The organism is Nostoc sp. PA-18-2419 (genome assembly GCF_005869855.1).
In the GTDB taxonomy this organism is placed as follows: domain Bacteria; phylum Cyanobacteriota; class Cyanobacteriia; order Cyanobacteriales; family Nostocaceae; genus Nostoc.
Genome location: NZ_SZNH01000002.1, coordinates 172,673 through 197,844, shown reverse-complemented (window position 1 = coordinate 197,844; position 25,172 = coordinate 172,673). Strand labels below are relative to the sequence as shown.

Annotated in this window: 19 protein-coding genes; 12 read left to right on the top strand and 7 right to left on the bottom strand. The window is 40.0% G+C overall.

The annotated features are described in order from the left end of the window. Window positions 1-50 precede the first annotated feature (50 nt). The gene (locus tag FCR06_RS02740) at window positions 51-1,280 is read left to right on the top strand and encodes an aminotransferase class I/II-fold pyridoxal phosphate-dependent enzyme (RefSeq protein ID WP_138497326.1); all 1,230 of its coding nucleotides are present in this window, start codon (window positions 51-53) and stop codon (window positions 1,278-1,280) included. A gap of 72 nt (window positions 1,281-1,352) precedes the next feature. Here the strand turns inward: FCR06_RS02740 and FCR06_RS02735 are convergent, their stop codons facing one another. Then, window positions 1,353-2,552, bottom strand: coding sequence for a Coenzyme F420 hydrogenase/dehydrogenase, beta subunit C-terminal domain (locus FCR06_RS02735; RefSeq protein WP_138497325.1), 1,200 nt, complete (start codon window positions 2,550-2,552; stop codon window positions 1,353-1,355). Between the two features lie 54 nt (window positions 2,553-2,606). On the opposite strand from FCR06_RS02735, the gene FCR06_RS34735 reads away from it, so the two are divergent. The 4 genes from FCR06_RS34735 to FCR06_RS02710 all read left to right on the top strand — a co-directional run bounded on the left by FCR06_RS34735 (window position 2,607) and on the right by FCR06_RS02710 (window position 7,230). Further along, window positions 2,607-2,702 (top strand): type II toxin-antitoxin system HicB family antitoxin, encoded by a 96-nt coding sequence (locus FCR06_RS34735; RefSeq protein ID WP_411267977.1) that lies wholly within the window; start codon window positions 2,607-2,609, stop codon window positions 2,700-2,702. A gap of 1,065 nt (window positions 2,703-3,767) precedes the next feature. Beyond that, window positions 3,768-5,222: a glycoside hydrolase 100 family protein gene (locus tag FCR06_RS02720; RefSeq protein ID WP_138497527.1), complete on the top strand. Its 1,455-nt coding sequence runs from the start codon at window positions 3,768-3,770 to the stop codon at window positions 5,220-5,222. A 130-nt stretch (window positions 5,223-5,352) separates the two neighbouring features. Then, window positions 5,353-6,750 (top strand): 16S rRNA (cytosine(967)-C(5))-methyltransferase, encoded by a 1,398-nt coding sequence (locus FCR06_RS02715; protein WP_138497324.1) that lies wholly within the window; start codon window positions 5,353-5,355, stop codon window positions 6,748-6,750. 57 nt (window positions 6,751-6,807) lie between these two features. Next, complete coding sequence (locus FCR06_RS02710; protein ID WP_138497323.1) at window positions 6,808-7,230, top strand: TerB family tellurite resistance protein; 423 nt, start codon at window positions 6,808-6,810, stop codon at window positions 7,228-7,230. Window positions 7,231-7,467: 237 nt separating this feature from the next. Here the strand turns inward: FCR06_RS02710 and psb35 are convergent, their stop codons facing one another. Both psb35 and FCR06_RS02700 read right to left on the bottom strand, forming a co-directional pair. Beyond that, window positions 7,468-7,695, bottom strand: a complete 228-nt coding sequence (gene psb35, locus FCR06_RS02705; protein WP_138497322.1) for a photosystem II assembly protein Psb35 — start codon at window positions 7,693-7,695, stop codon at window positions 7,468-7,470. A gap of 292 nt (window positions 7,696-7,987) precedes the next feature. Next, a complete protein-coding gene (locus FCR06_RS02700) occupies window positions 7,988-10,255 on the bottom strand; it encodes a transglycosylase domain-containing protein (protein ID WP_189523301.1) in 2,268 nt (755 codons plus the stop codon). A gap of 453 nt (window positions 10,256-10,708) precedes the next feature. On the opposite strand from FCR06_RS02700, the gene folK reads away from it, so the two are divergent. The 5 genes from folK (at window position 10,709) to FCR06_RS02675 (ending at window position 18,457) form a co-directional block, all read left to right on the top strand. After that, window positions 10,709-11,212 (top strand): 2-amino-4-hydroxy-6-hydroxymethyldihydropteridine diphosphokinase, encoded by a 504-nt coding sequence (gene folK / locus FCR06_RS02695; RefSeq protein WP_138497526.1) that lies wholly within the window; start codon window positions 10,709-10,711, stop codon window positions 11,210-11,212. Between the two features lie 68 nt (window positions 11,213-11,280). Next, the gene (locus FCR06_RS02690; RefSeq protein ID WP_138497321.1) at window positions 11,281-11,829 is read left to right on the top strand and encodes an NUDIX hydrolase; all 549 of its coding nucleotides are present in this window, start codon (window positions 11,281-11,283) and stop codon (window positions 11,827-11,829) included. Window positions 11,830-11,836: 7 nt separating this feature from the next. Further along, window positions 11,837-12,682: an ADP-ribosylglycohydrolase family protein gene (locus tag FCR06_RS02685; RefSeq protein ID WP_138497320.1), complete on the top strand. Its 846-nt coding sequence runs from the start codon at window positions 11,837-11,839 to the stop codon at window positions 12,680-12,682. 410 nt (window positions 12,683-13,092) lie between these two features. Beyond that, window positions 13,093-13,902, top strand: coding sequence for a prohibitin family protein (locus tag FCR06_RS02680; RefSeq protein ID WP_138497319.1), 810 nt, complete (start codon window positions 13,093-13,095; stop codon window positions 13,900-13,902). A 562-nt stretch (window positions 13,903-14,464) separates the two neighbouring features. Next, on the top strand, window positions 14,465-18,457 hold the full coding sequence (locus FCR06_RS02675; protein ID WP_138497318.1) for a response regulator: 3,993 nt from the start codon (window positions 14,465-14,467) through the stop codon (window positions 18,455-18,457). 10 nt (window positions 18,458-18,467) lie between these two features. Here the strand turns inward: FCR06_RS02675 and FCR06_RS02670 are convergent, their stop codons facing one another. Beyond that, window positions 18,468-19,148 (bottom strand): class I SAM-dependent methyltransferase, encoded by a 681-nt coding sequence (locus FCR06_RS02670; protein WP_138497317.1) that lies wholly within the window; start codon window positions 19,146-19,148, stop codon window positions 18,468-18,470. Between the two features lie 163 nt (window positions 19,149-19,311). Between FCR06_RS02670 and FCR06_RS02665 the strand changes: the two genes are divergently transcribed. Further along, window positions 19,312-20,244: a competence protein CoiA family protein gene (locus FCR06_RS02665; protein ID WP_138497316.1), complete on the top strand. Its 933-nt coding sequence runs from the start codon at window positions 19,312-19,314 to the stop codon at window positions 20,242-20,244. A gap of 3 nt (window positions 20,245-20,247) precedes the next feature. On the opposite strand, the gene topA is transcribed toward FCR06_RS02665, so the two are convergent. The 3 genes from topA to FCR06_RS02650 all read right to left on the bottom strand — a co-directional run bounded on the left by topA (window position 20,248) and on the right by FCR06_RS02650 (window position 23,859). Continuing rightward, complete coding sequence (gene topA, locus FCR06_RS02660) at window positions 20,248-22,404, bottom strand: type I DNA topoisomerase (protein ID WP_138497315.1); 2,157 nt, start codon at window positions 22,402-22,404, stop codon at window positions 20,248-20,250. A gap of 363 nt (window positions 22,405-22,767) precedes the next feature. Beyond that, entirely contained in the window at window positions 22,768-23,157 is a 390-nt protein-coding gene (locus FCR06_RS02655) for a hypothetical protein (RefSeq protein WP_138497314.1), read from the bottom strand. A 249-nt stretch (window positions 23,158-23,406) separates the two neighbouring features. Beyond that, on the bottom strand, window positions 23,407-23,859 hold the full coding sequence (locus FCR06_RS02650) for an Hsp20/alpha crystallin family protein (protein WP_138497313.1): 453 nt from the start codon (window positions 23,857-23,859) through the stop codon (window positions 23,407-23,409). Between the two features lie 486 nt (window positions 23,860-24,345). Between FCR06_RS02650 and FCR06_RS02645 the strand changes: the two genes are divergently transcribed. Next, a complete protein-coding gene (locus tag FCR06_RS02645) occupies window positions 24,346-25,086 on the top strand; it encodes a hypothetical protein (RefSeq protein ID WP_189523300.1) in 741 nt (246 codons plus the stop codon). Window positions 25,087-25,172 lie beyond the last annotated feature (86 nt).

The window sequence follows — 25,172 nt, the reverse complement described above, 5'->3', positions numbered from 1 at the left end:
GCGCGATCTGAAAATCCGCATATTTATAATTTTTTGTGAACGAGGAACTAATGAACAGCTTGGAACAGCTGCGGCAAGCAGAACACGCACTGTTAGAAATTTTTTCTGGTATTGACACTCAGGTCAAGCATAATCTTAAAAGAGTGCTAGATGCATTTCGTAATTACCGTGTAGGCGCACACCATTTTGCTGGTGTTAGCGGTTATGGTCACGATGATTTAGGACGAGAAACTTTAGATAAAGTTTTTGCCGAAGTTATGGGTTCCGAAGCCGCAATCGTGCGAGTGCAGTTTGTTTCGGGAACTCATGCGATCGCTTGTGCTTTGTTCGGTGTACTCCGTCCTGGAGACGAAATGTTAGCAGTAGTTGGTTCTCCTTACGATACGCTCGAAGAAGTCATTGGTTTACGCGGTCAAAGTCAAGGTTCTCTTATAGAGTTTGGCATAAAATACCGCCAATTAGAGCTAACACCCCAAGGAACTATAGATTGGCAAGCTTTAACTAATAGTGTGGCTGATAATACGCGTTTAGTCTTAATTCAACGCTCTTGTGGCTATTCTTGGCGTCCTAGTTTATCAATTACCGATATTAAAAAAATTATCCATCTAGTTAAACAGCAAAACCCTAACACCGTTTGCTTTGTCGATAACTGCTACGGTGAATTTATCGAAACCAGGGAACCCACAGCTGTAGGTGCTGATTTAATCGCAGGGTCATTGATTAAAAATCCTGGCGGTACCATTGTCAGCGCTGGTGGTTATGTCGCTGGTCGCGCCGACTTAGTGGAAGCGGCCGCCTGTCGTCTGACTGCCCCCGGTATCGGTAGTTATGGGGGTGCTACCTTTGACCAAAATCGCTTGTTGTTCCAAGGGCTATTTCTGGCGCCGCAGATGGTGGGAGAGGCGATGAAAGGGACGTACTTAACTGGTTATGTATTTGATAAACTTGGCTATCCAGTGAATCCTGCACCATTAGCACCGCGTGGGGATGTGATTCAAGCAATTAAACTCGGTTCTGCCGAAAAGCTAATTGCCTTCTGTAAAGCCATACAACAGCATTCTCCTATCGGTTCCTATCTCGACCCCATTCCCGATGAGATGCCGGGATACGAGAGCCAGGTAGTGATGGCTGGGGGAACATTTATTGAGGGGAGTACCTTGGAATTATCGGCAGATGGGCCAATGCGTGAGCCGTATATCGTTTATTGCCAAGGGGGGACTCATTGGACTCATGTGGCGATCGCATTGGAGGCGGCGATCAATGCGGTGGGGATGAGTTAAAAATGTGATATAAAAAACATAAAATACAATAATATCACGCAGAGACTTTCCGCTGCGCCTCTGCGTGAGATATCACTCCGGTAACTCATACTGCCCAACAATACGCTTAGCATACTCCGGAACATGCTCCTCTAACTTCTGTGGATGATTACGCTTCACATACAAATAATTGCGAGTAAAATGCGAATCAATGGAAAATCGCGCATATTCCAAACCCTTGGGGCCGATTTTCTCAATCACCACACCCATCAGCTTTGCGGCCCACATCGGCAAAGTCACCCCTTTATCGTAAGCGGGAATGCTTTGCTGCACAGCTTCCTTACGATTACCTTTAGACATCACAAGCTGCGTATCTAACTGGTCTTTTACCAAATCCAGCATTTCCTTACCAGTATCATTTCTAACTATAATCCACTGCCAGCCGAAGGGTGCGCCCATGTAGCCGACTACTAAATCTGCTAGAGAGTTAACGTAATCAAAGCAACTCATACAAGATGGGGCAAAGACATCTTTGAGTTTATTAGTCTTCAAACCAAAGAAAGGCACGGTTTCTGTTGAGCCATCTTCGTGTTTGAAGTGAACCCGAAAGTCTTGCATGAATTCGTAATGTACAACTGTATCAGGCGATCGGCTAGTGGTTTCTAAGAATTTTTGCAGCCCAGCGCGATTAACATTATCTACGCAAGGCGTACCCAAAACATACAATTTTTCTAAACCAAGTTGTTTTTCTATAGCTCGTAATGCTTGAATTTGACAACCAACCCCAATTACTAATAGCCGCTTCATCCCCGATTTTTCTATTTGTTCCAATACTGAAAGATTAGGTGAAAGTGTTGGTTTGTTTACTCTTGCAGCTAGTATTTCTTCTGGAGTACGAGCGATGATTGGCATAGGTTGAAAGCGGTCTTCTTTGGTATTTTGTACACAGACAACGCCTTCAACTAAGCCGCGATTGAGCATTTCAATGGCAATACTGCTGACGATACCCGTCCATTGTGCGCCTGCAATTGGTTGCTGTTTTCGAGCTGCCATCATGTCTTGATGAACACCAAAGTATAGTTCATCAAGATTATCCAGATTGCGCGATCGCCTATGTGCTTGTTCTTCAAGTTCGCCTATTTGTTGATTAAGAAAAGCACAAGCTTCCTTGACATAATGAATATAATATGTGTCGCACAATCCACACTCGCTACAGAGTTCTTTAGCAGGGCGACGGCTAGTAGGTTTTAAAGCTCTGGCTTTTTTATGCTTGTTAGAATCAACTGAGGTCATATAAATTTTTTGTTTTATTCAGGAATCACTTTTATTACAATACCTTCACTGGCTATGAACTTCACAATAGAGATTGAACAAGAAGAAGATGGACGCCTTCTAGCTGAAGTAATTGGTTTTCCTGGTGTACTGGCTTACGGAAAGACATGAGAACAAGCAGTTGCTATACTTCAAGCATTAGCTCTGGTGTATTATAAAAAACGAACCAAAAACACACAGAATGCAGACAAGGAAGAGGATATGTCTATTCTGTGAAGTGATTAGTTTAACAACCTAAAAATTTGTCATAATAATTTAAATTTTTACAAACAAGTTGGTGGATTTGAGGATTTTGGCCTTTTTTTTGCTTTACGGATATTTCTGATGGCGTTATAGGTTTTGTTTCTTAGTCAAACTTGCTTATCGCCGATTAGCAAGATTGTATCATCCTGATGTGAACACTTGTGCGACTGCAAAATCTTCAATGCAAGAATTAATCAAGCTTATAAAGAATTTCAAAAGCAATTAAATGCTGACAATTTTATAAAGTTTGATAAATAAGCTACTAATAAAATTAAGCAGATAGTCTAATCAGAAGCCACTGGGTATCTATGCATCTCTCCCGCCTCGTGCATGAGACTTAAATTTTAATTCTATTTACTTTACTTTTTTTGGCTTTACTTTCCTAAGCACCTTATATTATCTATCAATAGTTAATATATATAGCGATTCAGAAATATTCACATATAAATTTTTTTGACCATTTATCTTGCATATTATGACAAAACGTTATAAATTATTATGTTATAGGGGAATAATCTGAGCCTTTTAGTGTCAAAATCTGATCCCGATTAAGTAAAGATACTGTAACTAGTTTAAATTTTGCCCAAACCTGAAACAGCACTGAAGATATGTTTTTGTCTGGTAAAGCAAAGATTCCAGATATAAATACACAAAGGTAAATAATCTAAAAATATATCTGATGTGACTGTTTGAAAATCAAATTACTACTTCCGGTGAAGAAGAATCAAAATTCACTGAAAGAATAATTGATGAGAAGCTAATTAACTATCAATAAAGTTGCATAATTATCAGCAGCTTTGTTCGTCGCTATTTAATGATTTGACAAAATTAAATTTGCTATTTAATTTTTTTTTGTTACGTTAAAAATAGCAAAATAAATTAATGAAGAGGCATCTACCACAAATTAACAACAGAAATGGAGTTATCCCGGCAATGCACTTAAATGAATTAAAAATTACTGAGAATTCCAAAGAAGTAACAGAAGCTTATCAAGCATTAGAAAAGTCAATTATTTATTATCAAGGACGACCAATTGGTACAGTAGCCGCTTATGATGCATCTGTAGAGGCTCTTAATTATGACCAGTGCTTTATTCGAGATTTTGTTTCTTCAGCTTTAATTTTTTTGCTCCAAGGTAGAGCAGATATTGTTCGCAATTTCTTAGAAGAAACCTTAAAGTTACAGCCTAAGGAAAAAGCGTTAGAAGCCTATAAGCCTGGTCGAGGATTAATTCCAGCTAGCTTTAAAGTGCTATCTGAAAATGGACAAGAATATTTAGAAGCAGACTTTGGTGAACATGCGATCGCCAGAGTCACACCAGTTGATTCTTGTCTATGGTGGATTATTTTGTTACGTGCTTATGTAGTCACCACAGAAGATTTTTCTCTTGTCTATCAACCTGAATTCCAAAATGGTATCAGGTTAATCATGGAAATTTGCTTGGCGAATCGTTTTGATATGTACCCTACGCTATTGGTTCCAGATGGCGCTTGTATGATTGACCGTCGTATGGGTATCTATGGGCATCCTTTAGAACTGCAAGTTCTCTTTTACACAGCATTGCGTGCATCACGTGAACTACTAATTTGTCAAGGTAATCAAGATATTGTCGTTGCTATTGATAACCGCCTACCTCTTTTATGTGCTCACATTCGTCAACATTATTGGATAGATCTTAATCGCTTGAATGCAGTTTATCGTTTCAAAAGTGAAGAATATGGCAAAGCTGCTGTCAATTTATTCAATATATATGTAGACTCAATTCCTTATTATGAATTAGACAAATGGCTGCCGAAAAAAGGCGGTTATCTTGCAGGTAATGTTGGTCCGTCGCAGCTAGATACTCGCTTCTTTGCATTGGGAAACTTGATGGCAATCATTTCAGATTTAGCTACTGAAGAACAGTCACAAGCGATTATGACTCTCATTGAGAAACGATGGGACGACTTAGTGGGAGATATGCCAATGAAAATCTGTTTTCCAGCTTTAGAAAATGAAGAGTACAGAATTGTCACTGGATGCGATCCGAAAAATATACCTTGGTCGTATCATAACGCGGGTAGTTGGCCAGTCTTAATGTGGATGTTAGCAGCAGCAGCAATAAAAACCAATAAAACAAGTCTGGCACAAAGAGCCATTGAAATTGCTGAAGCACGGCTGTGTAAAGATGAATGGCCCGAGTATTACGACGGTAAGAAAGGGCGACTAATTGGCAAACAAGCTAGGAAATATCAAACTTGGACAATTACCGGATTCTTATTAGCAAAAGAACTGAAAGCTAACCCCTCTTGTTTACCATTAATTACTTTTGGAAAATTACCATCAGAAGTGGTTTCGAGAGCATGTGAATTGGAGATTGCTAGTGTAGACCCGTATATGCCTCGATAAGAAGTTAGGAGTTGTTCAATTTTAGAATTGAGATTTTTTCTAGAATCTAAAATCCCAATTTCTAAATATAATAATTTGTAAAGTCAGGAGTTAGAATACAAAAGCTTCATAACTCCTGATTTATGTTTACATGACAAACGCTCGTCAACTAGCTTTTATCGCCCTACGAGATGTTCACAAAGGGGCTTATGTTGATGTTGCTCTAGATAGAGTGCTGCAAAAAGTTAATTTGCTTGATAGCGATCGCCGCCTAGTGACAGAATTAATTTATGGTAGTGTCAGAAGGCAGCGCACCCTAGACACTCTCATTGACCAACTTGCCCAAAAGAAATCTCATCAACAACCAAAAGACCTCCGCACTATCCTACATCTAGGCTTATACCAACTGCGCTATCAAGAGCGTATTCCGGCTTCAGCTGCTGTTAACACCACCGTCCAACTAGCTAAAGAAAACGGTTTTTCTGGACTCACAGGTTTTGTTAATGGTCTATTGCGCCAGTATCTTAGGAAGGCAGGGGGGCAGGGAGGCAGGGAGGCAGGGGGAGAAAATACTTTCTTATCTCTCCACACTGACCCGCTACAACTTCCAGAAAACCCAGTGGAACGCTTGGGTATTTTACACAGTTTTCCTGATTGGATTATTCAAGTTTGGTTAGAACAACTGGGTTTTGCTGAGACAGAACAACTGTGTGAATGGATGAACCAATCCCCAACTATTGACTTGCGTATCAACCCACTTCGCACTTCTATGGAGGAAGTTGAGTCAGCGTTGCAATCTGCTGGTGTTTTGGTGAGGCGCGTTCGTCATTTGCCGCAAGCGCTACGATTAATCGGTAATGCTGGGTCAATTCAAAAACTTCCTGGTTTCCGAGAAGGTTGGTGGACTGTACAAGATAGCAGTGCCCAATTGGTAAGTCATTTGCTTGACCCCAAACCAGGTGAGGTAGTGATTGATGCTTGTGCTGCACCAGGAGGTAAAACAACTCACATTGCTGAGTTAATGCAAGATAAAGGAAAAATTTGGGCTTGCGATCGCACTTCTTCTCGTCTTCGCAAACTCCAAGAAAATTCTCAACGGCTATATTTACAATCTATTCAAATTTGCACTGGTGACAGCCGCCATTTTACCCAATTTTACAACACCGCAGACCGCGTATTACTCGATGCCCCATGTTCTGGTTTGGGAACTATGCATCGTCACGCTGATGCTCGTTGGCGACAAACACCAGAATCTGTCCGGGAACTCTCGATGCTCCAAAAAGAACTTCTAGCACATACATCTAATTTTGTCAAGCCTGGTGGTATACTAGTTTATGCTACCTGTACGCTGCATCCAGCAGAAAACGAAGAAGTAATTTTAGAATTTTTAGCTAAGTCACCTAATTGGCAAATTGAGTCTGCCAACAGCCTTGAGTTCCCTGATTCTGCATGTACTTCATCTAAAGGCTGGTTCAAAGTCTGGCCTCACCGACAGGACATGGATGGTTTTTTTATGGTGCGCTTAAGAAAAACCAACAATTCCGAGTGAATACTGTTTGGGATTGTACGATTTGGTGGAAGCCTGAATCTACCAGAGGGGGCAACAATGGTTACCCATTCCAATGTGAAGAACTTAGTTAAGATTCTGATCGGAGCCGCTTGGCTCGATGGCAGAATCCAACCAGAGGAACGGCAGTATCTCCGCGAAATAGCTCAAGCAAAAGGTTTAGCTAACGACCCAGAAATTAAGCCTTGGCTGTACGAATTAGTTCCCGTACAGCCAAAAGAGTGTTATGAGTGGGTCAGGGAGTATTTAGGCGATCGCCCTAGCCTGCAAGACTGTGAAAATTTAATTGAAGCCATTAGTGGCTTGATTTACAGCGATGGCGAAGTAGCGATCGAAGAAGCTAAACTCCTGACCGAATTGCAGGACATCACTAAGCTAAATCAACCAACTCAACCGGCTCACACTCAACTTCTCAAACAAATTCAAAAGCTTTACCGCCGTTGGGTTGAAGTTCAAAACTAACGATTTTTTATTTGTCAGTCCCTAAGAGTTCGAGTTGGGAATTTTTACTCACTACTGAGCCAGAAGTCTTTAACGGCAACTTTTGCCATAAACACTTTGTAGTGAGGGGGTTACAGTCTTGGCGGTTTCCGTCGACTGTGAACCCCCAAACCAAAAGGACAAAGAAGCAGCCCAACTTTTTCCAAGGATAGACTGCCAAGGGCTAACCCTAGCTCAGACTCAGCACTATTACTTTGTTTATGACTCCGGTTCACCGACACCTGGAGTTTCTTCTTTATTAACCTTAGGTACAAAATCAGGACGCTCTTTACTTTCCCAACCTGCGGGGCGTTTTGAGTTGTACCAGGCAATTGAACCAATAGTTACAGCAGCAACAAAACCAACGACATATACTAAGGTAAAAGCATAAGGAAAATGAGGAGCATTAGCCGCACTTTGTGCTGCTGCTTGCATCAATAAATGCATGGGTGTATTCTCCAAGGCTAGGTAACAGTTTTAAACACAATATAAAATCAGCTTATCACCTAACATCCCCCTGTAGTTTGAGCAACCTCATCTTGCAGAGGGAACAGAGGGGAGTGGGAAATTCTCTAACGCATGGATAAGGGAGATCAGGGGACAACTGGCAATAAGTCTTTCTTCGGAAGTTTTGATTGTCAAAAACCGACATTGGTAACTTCTATTTTTGTCCTCCATCTTCTTGTTTGCCTATGTCCCCATCTATGTTATGTCCTCTTCCCTATGCCCTATGCTCAATTTATTCCTGAGAAGGTTTAAGTCTATCCCGCCAGGATGGTTGCGATGATGAATCTGATGAACCGGAATTATTTGCACGAGGCAAGGAGCGGCGAGTTCTTCGAGGTGGAGGAGAATCTGATTCTACTCTTCTAGAGCGCTGCCGTGGAGCAGCTGACTCCTGTGAAGACTTACTCGAAGTTGATTCTTCACTGCTGCGATCGCGTCTTCTCCTTCTTGGGGTATAGTCGTTACTTGATTGCTGTTCTTCTTGTTGATAATATCTTCTCCTGCTTCTACGCCTGCTAGACGAGCCGCTATCTTCGGAATTTCTAGAAGTTGTTTCCTGCTGTGATTCATCATCATCAGAGGAAATAGAACGATTCAGCACTTGTTTGGGCTTGATTGACTGGGCTTTGATGCTGCCTTTGCGACCTTCTAATTTAGGTCGTTTGGGAAACTTTTCTACTGGCATTCCTTCCACTGCTTTTTCCATGAATTCATGCCAGGTATAAGCGGCGCTACCACTGCTGCCATCTGTGGGATGGTTGTTATCGTTACCTAGCCAAACTCCTGCCACTAGTTGGGGAATATAACCAATGAACCACAAATCGCGGGCTTCATCGGAAGTGCCGGTCTTGCCAGCAACAGGTCTATTATCTAGTTGAGCGGCACCACCAGTTCCTTCTTCTACAACGTTGCGTAGCATCCAGGTCATGATGGCGGCACTGTCAGCATCAAGGGCGCGTTTAGATTTGAAATTAGCTGACCAAATCACTTTTCCTTCACGGTTGATGATGCGAGTGATACCATGAGGCTCTGTGTGCAATCCTTGGGTGGCAAAACTACCGTAGGCGCTGGTCAATTCTAGGAGATTCACTTCATTCGAGCCGAGAGCTAGGGAATAAGTCGGCTTAAGTTCAGATTTAATTCCCATATCATGGGCAAGTTTAATTGTTGGGGTAAAGCCTACGTCAATCAACACCTTTACCGCAATTATATTAATCGAGCGGGTGAGAGCATCTCTCATGCTCATTGAGCCGTGGAAGTTTTTCCCATAGTTTTTTGGTTCGTAGCCATCTACAACAAAGGGTGTATCCTCGTAGCTATCGTAGGGGCTTTTGCCACTAGCGATCGCAGTTGCATAAACAAATCCTTTAAATGTCGATCCTGGCTGCCGCTGTGCTTGGGTGACGCGATTAAACTGGTTTTTGCCAAAGTCTTTTCCCCCCACCATTGCCTTAATATCACCATTGCGGGGATCGATAGCAACCATTGACGCTTCTTTAAAGTTCTCCCAACTTCCTTGATTTCGCAAGGTTTTGGCAACTGCTTGTTCTGCTGCTTTCTGCCAGGTTGGGTTCAAGGTCGTTTCCACTACTAAACCTCCACCAGACAACACATCAGCAGAAACGTACTTCGGTAATTCTTTCTGGATGTAGGTAGTAAAGTAGGGTGACTCTACTTCCAGTCGCTTGGGTAAACTGGTTTTGAGCGTCAGCGGTTCTTGGACGGCTGCTTGCCTTTGCTGGGGTGTAATAAATTTTTCTTCTTGCATCCGCTGCAATACCAAGTTTCGCCGCTGTTTGGCAGCTTCAGGATTCTTGTCTGGGGCGTATAAACTTGGTGCAGGAGCCAATCCAGCAATCGTTGCCATTTCGGCTAGAGAAAGTTGATCTGGGGATTTACTAAAGTATACCCAAGCGGCATCTGTGACACCGTAAGCACCACCTCCCAAGTAAACCAGATTCAGATAACGCTCTAGAATCTGATCTTTGGTTAATTCTGACTCTATTTTTTGTGCTAAACGAATTTCTTTAAGTTTGCGCCAGATTGTCTGCTCTTGTTTCAAGAACAGAATCCGGGCTAATTGTTGCGTGATAGTGCTACCACCTTCTACCACACCTTGCGATCGCAAATTACTCAAACTTGCTCTGAGAATCCCTTGAGGATCGACTCCGTTATGTTGCTGAAATCTTCTATCTTCTGAGGCTATGAAAGCTTTTTTTAAATTATCTGGTATTTGCTCGAGCTTTAGCTGTTCTCTGGTCGCTTCACCTTGTTGTTGTAGTATGCTACCATCCGCAGCTTTAATAGTCAGTGTTTGCTCTCTAACCACAGCATTCAGCTCGGCTTTATCTGGCAAAGTCCGATCTATTACACTGATGCCGTAAATCGAGGCAACTATCCCACCACCCACGCCCAAACCTGCCCAAAACCAGATGCGACGATAGATTGGTTTATTGCCAGTTGCCCGATCAACCCTAATTCTTGATGGTAAGATTTTCATTTTGCTCAGTAACTACCTCGCCTGTGCCACATGTGCTGGTGGTAAGCTTTCATTTGTTGTGGATTCCTCATGTTAATGATGATTACCAGGCCGCAATCGCGGTTCCTCGTTAGAGTCACTCAAATTAGTTGGTCTTGGCTTGAACCAGGAGGTCAGCTTCCCCACATCAGTTCCTTGATCGAAGTAGTAACTACTTAACCACCATCAATAAGCTTTGGGGTTATAGCACCACGTTGTGTTAGTATAATATCCCATAAATAATTAACTCAATTCACTATCAAGAAGAATTCCGAATCATAAATAAATAAGTATAATAATATACTATATATAAAATTAAACCTGAGTAAGCATAATGGTTGGGATATTAAATCTTTTGATTTCTTTGGAATATTAAAACTATTGACATTTTCTACAACAGGTGCGGCAAAATATCCTCAAGAACCAGAAGAAGGCTTGCCTTGGCTAAGACGTGCCAAAAGCGCCGTTGCCCTTGGTAGTAATCTAGGAGATTCACAGGCAATATTAGAAGCAGCGATCGCAACTTTAACCCAAACCCCAGGTATTTTTTTAGCAGCTAAATCCAATTGGTATAAAACTAAAGCCGTAGGACCACCACAACCAGATTATTTAAATGGGTGCATTACATTACAAGTAGAAATACTACCCCAGGAGTTATTAGAAAATTTATTAGCCGTTGAACAACAATTTGGGCGGGTACGCCAAGAACGCTGGGGGCCACGATCACTAGATTTGGATTTGTTATTATATGATGACTTAATTGTGGACACACCAAATCTGCAAATTCCCCATCCGAGAATGCGGGATCGAGCTTTTGTATTAGTTCCACTTGCAGAAATTGCCTCAGATTGGGTAGAACCTGTTTCTGGGTATGTTATTAAAGAACTGCTCAAAGAGGTAGACTATTCTGATGTACATTTAATCGATGGGCAATTATAATCACCATCCATCAACGTACAGGAAGGCTGATTTTACCTCTGTATTTACAGATAGTCAGATTTTTAACTATGCCATTAGGTAGAGAATTACCACAACTGTTGAAACAACGCTTATTTTATAAAGGACGCAAGTTTGATTTTGAAGTCAATCGCCTGCGTTTACCCAATAAAGCGGAAGGAGAATGGGAGTGTATTCGTCATCCAGGTGGTGCTTTAGCTGTGCCGATGACGCCAGAAGGTAAACTAGTACTCGTGCGCCAGTATCGTTTTGCAGTTCAGGGACGGATATTAGAATTTCCAGCCGGAACTGTGGAATACAACGAAGATCCTTTAGAGACAGTACAGCGGGAAATTGAGGAAGAAACTGGCTACAGCGCCCAAAAATGGCACAAACTAGGAGAATTTTTCCTAGCGCCTGGTTATTCTGATGAAATTATTTATGCTTTTCTGGCTCAAGATTTACAAAAGCTGGAAACACCTCAAGTTCAAGATGAAGACGAGGATATCGAAACTGTATTTTTGACGCCTGAGGAATTAGAAAAAGCTATTCTTCAAGGAGAGTTAATAGATGCTAAATCAATTTCTAGCTTTTTTCTGGCACGTCCATTTTTAATGTAATACGAGTATGCTGCTAGAGTTAGCGATCGCAGATGCCTACGGTGCAGGCTTTGAATATGCTGACGAAATGATTGTTAGCAATGATTTGAGTCGATACGTGCAACACCCGCGTTTTAGACTCATTCCTGGCAGATACACAGACGATACTCAGATGAGTATTGCTATTGCCGAAGTAATTGTCACTCAAGCAGCCTGGACACCAGAAGTTTTAGCCGAAAGCTTCGTTAGAGGCTTCAAACGGGACCCTAGAGAAGGATATGCCAGAAACTTTTACCATTTTTTAGTACAAATCCAAAATGGAGCAGAATTTCTCCAAAAAATTCGCCCTGACAGTGACAAAAGCGGGGCTGCGATGCGTGCAGGACCGATTGGCATTTATCCAACACCAGAAAAAGTCATTGAGGCGGCAACTATTCAAGCCGCAATCACTCATAATACACCAGATGGGATCGATGCTGCTGTTGCCGCTGCCCTGATGTCACATTATTTTATTTATCGACTGGGAGCAAAAAGTAAATTAGCAGAGTTTTTAGAAACTTATGTATCTGGACAGTGGTCCAAACCGTGGCGCGGTGAAGTGAAATCTAAAGGCTGGATGAGTGTCAGAGCAGCAATTACTGCGGTAATGCGGAACGACAGCACCAGTAAACTTTTACAAGATTGTATCGCTTTTACTGGGGATGTAGATACAGTAGCGGCGATCGCACTGGCCGCAGGTTCTTGTAGCGAGGAAATTACCCAAGATATCCCCCAGCATCTCGTAACAAACTTAGAAAATGGAGCTTACGGCCGAGATTACCTGATTCAGCTAGATCTGCAACTGATGAATTTGGTCATTTCAGGGCAAATTTAGCTTTTAAGATACTACGGCTTTTCGATGTTATTATAGTACTTTAAATGAATATTCAAGCTACCCTAACCTTGACTCTCTTCAAGCTAGGGTAGTCAAGTATACACTAATAGCTGACTTAGTTGCCTGTAGCAAGTGCGGTAAGACATGAATATCTGGTAACCGAAGCAAATTTTTTCACTTTTTATATTTATCAATTCATATATTAGTATTTTGTTATATAAAATTTAAACTTTATCTTTTTGAATAGATTAACCACTCACTTAAAATTTATTATTTATTGACAATACTGCTCTCTGGTCTTGGCTAAAGCGAAATAGCAATTGACCTAGAGCCAAAGTTATAAGAGTATGACGACAACAAGCATACAACTTATAAAGTCTGTATGCAAGAGGCATAAATGTTTCAGTCAAATGAAAAAAAATCCAAACTTCAACCGTGCTGGTAAACTGACTGCTCTTTTGTTTTTGATAACTCTGTTACTCACGCCTTGTGTAATTATAAATCCAGGTGAACGTGGCGTATTGATGAAATTTGGTGAAGTCCAAAGCCAAATATTAGGAGAAGGAATTCACTTGATTATTCCTGTCTACAATACTGTGAAAAAATTGAGTATCAGAGTACAAAAACAACAAATTTATACTGAAGCTTCTTCCAAAGATTTACAAAATGTTTTTACAGACGTAGCTCTAAATTGGCATATTATTCCCCAAGAAGCAAATGCAATTTTTCAAGAAATTGGAGATGAGCAAAATGTTATTGACCGAATTATTAATCCAGCAATTGAAGAAGTATTAAAAGCAGTAATAGCAAAATATACTGCTGAAGAAATTATTACTAAGCGCAAAGAGGTCAAAGCTGAAGTAGATGATGCACTAAGTAGCAGGCTGAATAGCTATCACGTTGCAATTAATGATATTTCTCTTGTTCATGTTCATTTTTCTGAAGAATTTAGTGAAGCAGTCGAGGCAAAGCAAATTGCTGAACAAGAAGCAAAACAAGCCTCTTATATTGCTTTAAAAGCAACAAAACAAGCTGAGGCTAAAGTCAATTTAGCAAGAGGAGAGGCCGAAGCGCACAGATTATTACGCAATGGGTTGACTCCAGAAATACTGCAAAGGCAAGCAATTGAAAAATGGAATGGTAAGCTGCCATTAATTGTAAGTAAAGAAACTCCGAAATTATTAAATCTGAGTGAATTGTTGAAATTCGAGGAAAATTAAATTTATTTTTTTCGAAAAATAGCATAATTCAAAATTCAAGAATTAAGAAGTCAGAATTGAGAATAAATCCAGTATGATTGGTATATCAGACCTGTCTTAAAAATCATGAGTAAGGGAGGAAACATTTTTTATGTTTGGTTGCAAGATTTTCTGATCATTGACTCTTTTGAAAATAGGGAGTGGAGATTGAGGTAGGGGTATAGCCTATTGATAAACCTTTACAGCGTCTAAAAGAGAAAAATTTTTTGATTAATTTCTTATAGCACTCATATTTGATTGCGTGAAATACACGTAGTCCAAAGTCTTTGGTGCGTTATGACTCTATTTTAATACGCCATACATATACTTAGATTTTTTAGGCAATCAAATATGAGTACTATAGATGTTTTTCTATATTTGCAATAGACAGTAGCGAGGAAGGAAGAGATATTTTCTTTAGCTATACTTTCCTAGCTGGGCTTAGCGCTGACTTAGTTCATTTCGTTTGACTTTTAATTTCTAGTTTTCTATTTAGTTTTATTTAAAAAATTATTAATAATTAAAAATTCACTCAACCATTAATATGGATACTCAAAAAATCAAAATTTTATTAGTTGATGATAACTCAGAGAATTTAGATTTTTTATCAGATATCCTTAAAGAACAAGGTTATCAGGTGAAAAGTCTAATTTATGGACAACTAGCAATCAACAAAGCGCTTGTTTTTTCTGCTGATTTAATTTTGCTAAATGCGATCATGCCAGATATGGATAGTTATCAAGTTTATGATTATTTGAAAGCTAACCAGAAAATTCAAAATATTCCAATAATTTTTTTTGGCACTTCAGATAAATTATCCCAAACTAATATCTTTGAGTTCAGTGAGATTGATTATATTACTCAACCATTCAAAACTAAAGAAGTTTTGTTACGTGTACAAAATCAATTGACCATCCAAAGATTAAAAAAAGAGTTAAAAAAAGAAATTCAAGAACGTCAAAGGCTTACAGTTGAATTAAATATTTATCAAAGACAAATAAAAGAGATTTTTCCAGAAATTCCCCTCAACAAAGCCTTGGCCAGCGATCGCCTTTTAGTGGATGCTAAAAATAAAGATATTACTGAACGCAAGCAAGCAGAAAATGAAAGCCGTTTGCTGCTGTTGACAACCCAAGCGATCGCCGAGGCCAGTGATGTCAAGAATGCCTTAGAACTGGTCTTGCGCTTAATTTGTMAGAACATTGGCTGGGATTTTGGCGAGGTTTGGATATTTAATGAAGATGACACTGTATTAGAACACAGTCTGGGTTGGTACGGAGAAGAAAACTGTTTTGAAGAATTTTATCACCAAAGCAAAACTGTTAAATTTGCTTTCGGAGTGGGATTACCAGGGCGAGTTTGGCAGAACCAGGAAGCAGAATGGATAGAAGATGTTTTGCAACTGAGGGAGCCGATTTTTTTGCGATCGCCACAAGCTGCAAAGGTCGGATTAAAAGCTGGTTTTGGCGTTCCCATACTGGTTGGTAACCAAGTATTAGCCGTTTTAGTGTTTTTTAAACGCAGCTCGGTATTGGTAGATCGGCATTTGCTCTTAGTAATAAGTGCTATTGCTGCTCAGTTGGGTGGATTAATTGAGCGCAAACGCGTCGAACAAAAACTACGTTTAGCAAACGAACGCTTACAATATCTGCTCGCTTCTAATCCTGTGGTTATTTATAGCAGCAAAACATCAGAGGATTTTAGCACTACTTTTATTAGTAAGAATTTTAAAGCCATGATTGGCTACGAAGCAGAGGAATTTATTGAGAATTCCAATTTCTGGCTGCACCACGTCCAGCCAGAAAATGTAGAACTGATTTATAAAAAATTTTGTCAGCTTGTTGAGCAGGAGTACAATTCTTACGAATATCGGTGGTTACACGCTGATGGAACTTATGACTGGTTCCACGAAAAGATGAGGTTAATTCGTGACGAAGCTGGTAACCCAATAGAATGCGTTGGTTACTGGGCAAATATCAGCGATGTCTACGACGAGCTTCGCTTACACAAGTTGACAGAATTAGCTTTACAAGAAGGTAGACAGCGATATCAGCTTTTAGCAGAAGCTTCGCCAGCTTGTATTTTTTACACTGATGCTGATGGTAGTGTATTATATTTTAATCAACGCTGGAGTGAAATTACTGGATGCAGGATTGAAGAATCTCTGGGCAGAGGTTGGGTAAATGCTGTGTATCCAGATGACCGCGAGCAGCTGTTACTAGCATGGAATCACGTGATCACGGCTGGGATAAAACATAATTACGAACATCGTTACTTGCGGGATGATGGCACAATCGTCTGGGTAATTTGTCAGGCTTTGCCGGAATTTGCAGACGATGGAGAAATTAAAGGCTACATCGGTATGATTACAGATATTACCGAAAGAAAATTGGCAGAAGAAGCCCTGCGCGAGAGTGCAGAACGGGAAAGAGCGATCGCCCAAGTGATTCAAAGGATGCGCCAAACACTCGATTTAGAGACTATATTCGCAGCGACAACCCAAGAATTACGCCAAGTACTCAATTGCGATCGGGTAGCTGTCTATCGTTTCGATCTCAACTGGAGTGGCAAATTTATTTCTGAGTCAGTAGCAGAGGGTTGGATTTCTCTGCTCGAAGAACAAAAAAACGATCCTCATTTGACAGAAGATATCTTAGAGGATGGCCGTTGTTTAGTAAAAATCTTGCATCGCGCAGATAACCAACAGCAAGATGCTTTCTTTGAAGGTGTATACACAGAAGATGCAAGTTTTTGCTGCATTCCTGATATTTACAACGCTGGATTTCATCCTTGTTATATCAAACTCTTAGAACGCTTTCAGGCAAAAGCTTATATCATCGTTCCTATTTTTTTTGGTAATCAGCTTTGGGGGTTACTGGCAAGTTATCAAAATTCAGCTGTGCGCCAATGGAAATCAGAAGAAGTCAACATCGTAGTTCAAATTAGCAATCAGTTAGCAGTTGCTTTACAGCAGGCACAACTGCTCGCACAAATGCAAAAGCAGTCACAAGCACTGCAAGAAGCTGCGATTGCTGCTGATGCTGCCAACCGCGCTAAAAGCGAATTCCTCGCCAACATGAGCCATGAACTGCGTACTCCACTCAACGCCATCCTTGGTTTTACTCAACTCATGAGCCACGATGGTACTTTATCTACCGAACATCAACAAAACCTAACAATCATCAATCGTGCTGGCGAACACCTTCTCAACTTAATTAACGACATTCTGGAAATGTCTAAAATCGAAGCTGGCAGAATCACATTGAATCTTAGCAGTTTTGACTTAGTTCACCTCTTGCAAAACCTCGAACAGATGTTGCGTTTCCGCGCCACCTCCAAAGGATTAGAATTGGTATTTGAATATACATCTGAGCTTCCCCTATTCATCCAAGCTGACGAAAGTAAACTGCGTCAAGTCTTGCTAAACCTCTTGGGAAATGCAATCAAATTTACCGATACTGGCAGGGTGACGTTACGAGTGAGGATGGGGACTGTCACAGAAGACATAAAGACACGGGAACGCTCTGATGCAAAGACAATAAACCTATTTGTGTCCTCTTTCCAATCCTTAATCTTCGAGATTCAAGATACTGGTTGCGGTATTGCCCCAGAAGAAATTAACCTGCTGTTTCAAGCTTTTGGGCAAACTCAAACCGGAAGGAAATCGCAACAGGGAACAGGACTAGGTTTAGCAATTAGCCGTAAATATGTGCAACTAATGGGAGGAGATATTGATGTTACCAGCACTGTTGGCGAGGGAAGTAAATTTACCTTTGATATTCAAACTAGTTTGGCCGCAGTTAGTGAAGTACATACCAAGCAAACTAAACGACGAATTTTGAATTTAGCGCCTGCTCAAAATAAATACCGCATCTTAGTAGTTGATGACGCTACAGATAGCCGTTTAGTACTAATAAAAATTCTTACAGCTATCGGTTTTATAGTAGAAGAAGCTGCAAATGGTGAAGAAGCGATCGCCCTTTGGCAACAATGGCAACCACACCTGATATTAATGGATATGCGGATGCCAATTATCGACGGCTACGAAGCCACAAAAATTATTAAAGCCACAGAAAATACTATAATTTCAAATCTCAAATCCAAAATCCAAATTCAGAAGACTATAATTATTGCCTTAACTGCTCATGCCTTCGAGGAACAACGAGAGGCAATGAGCCAAGCCGGTTGCGATGATTTTATTAACAAGCCCTTCCGTGAGGAAGAACTATTAGAAAAATTGAGCAAATATTTAGGAGTTCAATATATTTATCAAGAAGATACCTATCAAATAGGCAATCCAAACCAAGAAAAAGCAGAAACATTGTTGACGCTTACAGATGTAGTTCCTTTGTTATCTGCAATGTCATCTGAATGGGTGAAACAAATATACAATGCCGCAGCTCAATGCAGCGATGACCTAATTTTAGAATTGATTGAGCAAATACCAGTTGAAAATGCTGCACTCCAAAAATTTATTACAGATTTAGCTCAAAATTTTCAGTTTGAGAAAATTATGGAATTGACCAGTTTTGTATAAAGTAAAAAGATTAACTAAGTCGTTCAAAGATGAATAAAATTGAGACTGGTTTTTTACTCTTTGGGTGGCAGGGTTCTATTAACTTCAGCAAACGGTAATTTTTGAGATGAAACTCACGAATCCATGATTCAATTGTTCTGAAGTACCAGGGAGTAGGATCGAATGACTCTAATCCTATTCCTTGCCAAGAAGTTTCTCGCCACCCATCGGAGTATGCAGAGTCATCGCAAGCTATCAGAGGATGAAGTGTTTGAATGATTATTTTTCCTTTATCTGCTAACAAACTCTTACCTGCTTGGGCTATCTCACCAAGAGCGCATTCCCCAAGAAGTGAAAAGTTGCAGATGAAGCAATCAAACTGATTAATGCTGCCAAATTTCTGTAACGGCAGATCGGAGTAAGAAGATACAACAAAGCGGATATCGCCAAGACATCTTGCTGATTCGATAAGCTCGGTAATGCCATCAACTCCCCAACCATCAAATCCACGACAGAAGAGTTCGCGGCACAACCACCCTTCCCCACAGCCAATGTCTAAGAAGGTTCGCGGTTCAAGTTCAACTACGGCTTCTACAATTGCTTTGTCTGTGACCAAAGCACGGCTTTCAATAAGTTGGTCGCGAACTACACGCGTCCACGGTTTAGCGTTCGTTGCCCATGAATGGAGAATTCTTTGTTCATTTATGTTCATAATTAAGATGCGTTAGCCTCAGCTTTGCTGCATAAGTATTTAGATTCTTTCAACCAATATTACACTTGAGTATCGATTTTGATAGTCCTAAAGATAGATACATTTTTGAAAAGTTGAAGCAAACTTGTAACAGCAACTTTAACTATTTGATAATGGTGTGGCAATGTGGTTGAAATATGGTGTAGATAAAGATGGAATCTTGATATGTATTCAAGATATCCCTAAAGGTAAGACTTTACTTAAATGTCCTTACTGTCATGGAGAGTTAACTGCTAAGAAAGGTCAGGTGAAAGAGCATCATTTTGCTCATAATCAAGAAACCTGCCGCCCGGTAGCTAACCGAGAATTTCCAACTTTGCCACTCTATGATAATTTCAATATTTGTCTATCTGGAAAGGATTTGCAGCAATTAAAACTACTTTGGCAGGAGTACGGAATCAAAAATTATCCTATCAGTTCCTACTTAGTTTATTCTGGGTTAATCAAAGCAGGAATATTGAGGAAAAATGTATACTTAAGACCAATCGAATATGAATTTACTAATTTGGGTAAAATTCCTGTTGGAGCGTTAGAGTTAACACAGTTCAATGAAGTACAGTCACCGCTATTAATCAAAAAGCTGCTGAAGCTTGAGCTAGCTGCAAAACATGCTCTGCACAAAAACGCCCCAGATTTACCATATCGTCTCACTGATTTAAAACTGTACTGCGCTCAACTTCAACGTATTTTATCCTCTAATCTGTATTTTTTAGAGATTCAAGCAGATAAAGAAATTATCTACAAAATAGGGGTAACTCAAAGAGCCGTTGGACAACGAGTAGCAGAAGTAAAAATGGATTTACTGGCACATTACCAAACTGTTGTTATTCAGGTATTGGGAAGTTGGAAACATCGGGGGAATATTGAACTGTATTTCAAACACCGCTATCGGGGCTTTAACTATCCTATTGGAAGTTTAACTGAATATTATAAATTCAATACCAAGGATATAAAAATTGTCATGCATGACCTGCAACAAATGAAACCTAAAGAACTTTTGCAAGAGGAAATAAATATTCTTAATAACGAATTTAGTTTAACTCAAGTTGCTGTTTAGCATTTAGGAATTCAACTCACCAAATTTAGGACTCCACCATCCTTTTTGTGTAGAAAAATAAGCTACATCCCGATGTTTGTTGTCCTGACGGGATTGGGAGTCAGAACAGCGTAGCATTGTTTTGTTCTCTCCCTCCTTGATGTAACTGTATTCCTCTAATGGTTTTTTACATGCTGGACAAGAATATGAAGTTAGCTTAGCTGGAGGTTTTGCAATAGTCCCCTTAGATACTTTGTTTTGCGGTAGTTCCCAAGTTTTGTTAAGGTCACTCCAAAAAAGGACGACGTTTTCACAACCGCTAATACATTTGAGGAAGTACTTTTTTTTAAGCTTGCTGCTCTTAATTTTGGCTAGAAAATTTTTGCATTCAGGGCAGCGAGTTTTGGCAGTTTCATATTTGCGCTCTCGTGCTGGTACTTTGTTTGGAGATGCGGTACTCACGACCACAGTTTTGGCTTTTGCTAAAGCTGGCGCAAAATATTCTTGATTCCAAGTACTTAGGTATTGTTGCCAACCCTGTTTGCCAACTGCGATCGCATCTAGAGCATCTTCCATCTTAGCTGTGAATTCCGCCTCTAATAGATCCGGTAATGCTTTTTGTAAGAATGCATCAACTTCTAACCCCAAAGTTGTTGGTTGGAGATGCTCCTTTGTCAACTGCACATAATCCCGTTTCTTCAAGGTGGCGACGGTGGGAGCGTAGGTACTGGGACGACCAATACCTTTGCGTTCCATTAGTTGCACTAGTTTTGGTTCGCTATATCGAGGTGGAGGTTGTGTTTGTTTCTTCTCATGCTGTGCATCTTTTAAGGTGAGTATTTGTCCTTGTTGTAACTGCGGTATTACTGTATCTTTACTGAGATTATTCCAGTAGCGGGCATAGCCGTAAAATTCAACTACTTGTCCGTTACAAAGCCACAGCAGATTTCCAGATTGAGTGATTACTTGAGTTTTACGGAGTTGGGCTGCACGACATTGAGAAGCAATTGCCCGTTTCCAAATCATTACATAAAGATTGAACTCATCAGCTGGCAGTTCTTCTCGTAACTGCGTTGAAGGACGAAAAACATCTGTTGGGCGGATAGCTTCATGTGCTTCTTGAGCAGATTTAGCACTGCGATGTTTGGCTAAAAATTGTGGTACATTCTGGGGGTCATTTTGCTCCAACCACTGACGTGCAGCAGCACAAAATTCCGGACTTAACATCACCGAATCTGTTCGCATATAGGTAATTAACCCAGCTTCATAAAGCTTTTGGGCAACTTGCATGGTTTTATCTGGAGAAAACCTCAGCTTAGAACCGGCTGCTTGTTGCAGGGTAGAGGTAGTGAATGGAGGAGGTGGTTGACGCTGAACTATTTTTCCTTCAACTTTAATCACCTGATGGGGATGGCGGCGTGCTTCTTCAACTAACCTGGTTGCTTCTGCTTCAGATAGAACACGTTTGCTTTCTGGTACTTGTGTAGTATTTACTGCCGCATCATCATCAGTTTCGGTTTTTTCTGGTGTATCTGAGTCAGAATTCGCTGTTCCTTTATAGAAAGCGCGAAAGCCTTCGGTATAATCTACCCAGACACTCCAGTAGTCCTGGGGTACAAATATTTGAATCTCTTTTTCGCGTTGACAAATCAAGTGTAATGTGGCGCTTTGAACTCGGCCAACGCTTTTTGCTCCATTGTTTAACGCCCAAACCAAAGGACTTCCCTTGTAGCCCACTAACTTATCAAGACAATCGCGGCACAGTCCCGCACCTATTAAGTTTAAATCTAGTTTTCTGGGTTTGGCGATCGCTTCTCGAACAGCTGATGCTGTAATTTCAGTATAAATTACTCGTTTTGGTTCTTTTAATCCCAGCACTTCCTTGATATGCCAAGCGATTGTTTCTCCCTCGCGGTCTGGGTCGRTAGCGATGACAACTTCATCAACCTGTTTGAGTGCGGCTTTTAGTTTCTGAATGGTTTCTTTGGCTCGTTGGTCACGAGGAATATAATTGCACTTAACTCTACTGCCATCCATACTGAAGCCCAATGAATCTTCACCTTCATCGCTCAGTTCGCGGATATGACCACAACTAGCTAGAACTTTCCATTCTGAACCCAGGATTTGACTAAGTTTTTTGACTTTTCCGGGAGATTCGACGACAAGGAGGCGTTTGGGCATAGCACCTGTGCTGAATAGTGCTTTATATTTGGACGAGCGATCGCATTAAACAATTGTATAGTTCATTTTAGTATAAAAGTACTATGATAATTGATTTTAATAATTTACAAAGCACATTTAGTTTAGAAACTGACAAATAAAAAATATCTCACTGTTAACATTCAACACTCATCAGTTATCAATCATCAACTTCAAACAAAATAAGTAGATAGACATGATTAAATCTAAGATGTCATTGCGAGCGAAGCGAAGCAATCCCAGAGACTTTGCGATTGCTTGGCTTTGCTCGCAATGACAGAAGATATTATATTTATTTATATCCATCAACTTTATTTCTTAGAGTTACCTTAACATCTAAGATTATCAATCAGCAGCAGCATAATCAGGCAATGCTATCAGTTCAGAACTTACAGCATTGAGATAATTTTGGTCGTCCAAAACTTGTGGTTGCAATTTCTTTGCATTTACGGCAGCTGTGACCAAATCTTTTGCCAGAATTTTGCTACTAAGAGTTTTAAGTACTAAGGTTCCACCACTCGGAATTCCATCTTGCATAAGACCCCCTTGGTAAGCATAAGAAACAAGGTCGAATGGTTCCAAGTAATTAATGCTACTAGAATTACTGGATAATTTGTTCGAGTTCATGACTATTGGTTGATTATTAGTTGTAACTATTTGTGCGTTACTAATTGCAGGCGTAAGAGTAATTGCAGCAAGAGCTACCAAAGAATCTATCAAGATTGAGAATTTCATCAGGGAATCCTAAATTCAAGTAAAACGTTATTAGTTTTAGTAAGTTTTAGTAGTCTAAAAATAAAAAGGGGAGAATTAGGGTAAAAAAATATTCTTCTGTCTTGAGTGGGCGGCGTGTTACAGAGGATTTTTGCAAGAGGTCTATTAGTCCGAAACGAAGATGTTGCAAAAAAGCCCGGTTACTCTAATAACCAGGCTTTTAGCTATTTTAATTAATCAAAGAAGGTAGACTAATTGGCTAACGACCAATTAAGCAGTAGGTTGTTCTAGATTAACTTTGACAACTTTGTTCCTTTCTTTATCGGCTTTAGGCAACGTCAGATTCAAAATACCGTCTTTGTATTCAGCAGTCACTTTGGTATTTTCAACCCTAGCAGATAGAGGAATTATACGTTGAAATTGACCGTAGTAAAATTCGCTCTTAACAGCACCTTTTTGTTGGGTTTTAGTTTCAGATTTACGTTCACCGCTAATGTGAACAGCATCTTCAGTGACTTGAATATCCAAGTCTTTAGCTGACATTCCCGGTAGTTCTAGCTTTAGATGAATAGCATCTTCAGTTTCTTGCAGTTCGGCGGCCGGAACTCTAACTAAGTTCCTTGCAAAGGAACCAGATGGTGCTATATTCTCTTCAAACAAGTTATTAATTTGACGTTGGAGAGTGTCAATTTCTCTCCAGGGATTCCAACGTACTAGTGTCATAACTCTTCCTCAGATTAATTAGCTATCTGTTTAATTGTTTTTGCACTTTGCTTTGTGCTTACTTTTAATATTATGTCTAGTTTAAAATGCTGTAAATTCGGTTATTCTCACCTAATCAATCAGGATTACCGCACCAAATTAGGTAGGAAAAAACATTACGGTTTACTTTAATTTTCAGTTCGGGAAACCGAAATCAAGGAACTCTTGTCAAAGTTGCTACAGCTAGCGGTGAGAGCAAAACCCATACACTCGGATTAAGTTGACATTAATAGATGTATTGGATAGTCTACAACCGCATACCCAAATAGAAGAGTGTAGGCTTAGCCCTCCCTTTGACATCACTTTTTGGCTGGCGCTAGCTCATAGCATTCGTAAAGAAAAGGGTTCGGTAATAAATTATTTACTGTTCTATGAAATTAACCTTGTTAAGTTACTCAGCAGGTGCAGTTATCACCTGATATTGTGACATGCAACAGGAGTATAGAAATGTTGCTCAGGCTTTCTTCAGAATCTCCTCTATTTATTCTCTTAATCATTATTAGTTTTCTAGTAATCACTTTGTCAACTTGGTTATCATCTCAACCATTTGCTTTTAAATCATTTGGGTTGAACGATATTATCCAAATATTGACAATACCATTATTTATATCTTTGTTATTAGAGCGGTCTTTAGAAGTTTTTATAACTACTTGGCGTAGCCCATTTGTGGAAAACTTAGATATTGAAATTCAGCGCCAAAAACTTCTCATCGATGAAAAGCTCAAACTAGCAAAAGAACAAAAGCAACCAAGTACAAGGTCTGATTTTTCATCTACTAATGTAACTAGTATTTTACCACCGGAAGGAATGAGTTTAGAACAGCAAATTATTCAAAATTTTATCCAAAGCCAAGAACAAGTATTATTAGTAATTCAACCAGAACTTGATGATTTAAATGCAAAAGAACGCCAAAGAGCAGCTTATAAAGCTGATACACGAACAATTGCTCTGTGGACATCACTTGTATTCGGTCTTTTAATTAGTGCAATCGGTATTCGTTCAATCGAACCGTTGGTAGTTCTTGATTTAAATAATCAAACCCAAGTAGTTATTTTCCGTTCTTTGGATGCCTTATTAACAGGAGGTTTAATTGCCGGAGGTAGTGAGGGAATTCATCAGATTATCCAGGTTTTTATCAATTTTATGGAAGCTACATCTAAACAAATCAAAGACAAAGGATTGTCATAAAAGGGACTGGGGTAGATAAAATGCGATCGCCTAATTTTAGCTTCCGGCTCAGATTTAGGGAAAAGCAGTTTTTCAGATGCTTGGCC